This window comes from Streptomyces mexicanus, from assembly GCF_902506575.1.
In the GTDB taxonomy this organism is placed as follows: Bacteria; Actinomycetota; Actinomycetes; order Streptomycetales; family Streptomycetaceae; genus Streptomyces; species Streptomyces mexicanus.
In genome coordinates, this window is the sequence record NZ_LR732662.1 from 1 (window position 1) to 1,746 (window position 1,746).

1 protein-coding gene and 1 pseudogene are annotated in these 1,746 nt (G+C 76.5%); one reads left to right on the top strand and one right to left on the bottom strand.

Going from position 1 to position 1,746, the window contains the following annotated elements:
* Positions 1 to 1,596: hypothetical protein (locus GV126_RS34440; RefSeq protein WP_236570375.1), on the bottom strand; the 1,596-nt coding region annotated here is incomplete at its 3' end.
* 24 nt (positions 1,597 to 1,620) lie between these two features.
* On the opposite strand from GV126_RS34440, the pseudogene GV126_RS34445 reads away from it, so the two are divergent.
* Positions 1,621 to 1,746 (top strand): annotated as a pseudogene (locus tag GV126_RS34445) (cytochrome bc1 complex diheme cytochrome c subunit); the annotation flags it as partial.

Sequence of the window (1,746 nt, forward strand, 5' to 3'; positions counted from 1 at the left end):
GCCGTACCAGGTGTGCAGCTCCGCCGCCGGGTCGTCGTCCACCGTGACGGCGAGGTGCACGCCGCCCTCCACGTCGTGGAAGACCCCCGCGACCCGGGCGGTGCGCCCGGCCAGGAACATGTCCTGGGCGTCGGCGCCCCGCCGCGGCCGCAGCCGCACCCGGCTGCCGCCGCCCACCCGCACCCCGTCGACGAGCACCGTGTCCGTCGTCGGGGACAGGCCGTCGCCGCCCAGCTCCTGCCACCACGCGGGCCGCTCGGCCGCGCCGGGACCCTCCGGCGCGGCGGGGAGGTCGTGGGCGGCGGGAATGCGAGGCGCGACGGGGGCTTCGGCGTCGGAAGCGTCCAGGGCGTCCGAAGGGTCCATGGCGTCCGAAGGGTCCACGGTGTCGGAGGCGTCCGGGGTGGCGGGTGCCAGGGAGCGGATGGCGCCGTGCAGCCGGGCGAAGACCTCCGTGGGCAGAGCCTCCACCCGGTCCAGGATGTCGGCGGCCCGCGGATCCGTGGCGCGGGCCTCGGCCTTCTCCGCGTCGGTCAGCAGCATGGTGCGCAGGGTCAGGATCTCGTCGATCTCCGCCGCGTCGTGCAGGTCCCCGGGACTCTCCGGTGCCACCTGCGGACGGTCGGGCAGGAGGATCGGCGAGGACAGCAGGGCAGGGCCGAGGCCGCCCCCGCCCTCGGGCGCGGCGGCCGCCGCACCGCCGAGGACGGGGAAGGCGAACGCGTTGCGGCACCCGCGCGCGGGCTCCGCCAGCTGGGCCGGCGGGTCGATGAGCGAGACGAACTCCACGCCCGTGCCGCCGATCAGGGTGTGCGTGGCGACCAGCGCCCGGCGCAGCGCCTCCTCGCGCGGTGCTGCCGGGTCCGGGAACGCTGCGGCGTTCTCGGTGCGCACCCGCAGCCGGACCAGATCCGGGCCGAGCCGCTCGGCCGTGAGCGTGGTGCGGCCCCGTACCTCCTCACGGCGCCGCCCCACGCGCCCGGCGCCCGAGGGCAGCGGCTCGGTGTCCTGCCCGGCCGCCGCCCCGAACCCGGCGGTGTGCTCCCGACGCAGCAGGTCGTCCACGGCGACGGTGAAGTGGGCCTCGCGTGGCACCGCCTCGTCGAAGGTCAGGTGCGCGGTGCCGTCGGCGGTGCGCAGGGAGTCGACCGGGTGGTACGCGCCGTCGGGACCGGCCTGCTGCACCTGCTTGCGCTGCTGGTGCAGAAAACGCACCCGCACCGTCACGGCGGCGTCCGGCCGCCGGACGCGCACCAGGCACTCGGTGCGCTGGTACCAGGAGTCGGCGGCGCCGGACACACCCGGCGTGACGGGGCCGTCGCGCTCCACCCAGTCCCGGGGCAGCACCACCCCGAACTGCCACCGCACCCGGTTCTTCGGCGAGGAACGGCGGTACGGGTAGAGCAGATAGCCCTCGTACAGCACGGCGTCCGCCACCGCACTCAACCGGTCGACGTCCACCGCGCTCGACGGATCGGCCTCCACCGCGCGCGACCCGTCGGCGTGCGGCCCGCGGGACCGGCCGCCGCCGGGCGGCTCGGGAGCGTCCACGGCGGCGGGGCGGGCAGCGCCCTCCGCGGCCACGGCATCGGGCATCCGGCCTCCTCGGTTGGGGTGTGCGCCATCCCGCGCAAGAAGGTCATCTACAACCAGGCCGAGATCGACCAGCTGGCGGCGTACATCGCCTCCCTGGGCGCCGGTCCGAGCGTGCCCACGAAGAACCAGTACAGCCCGGAGGGCGCCGAC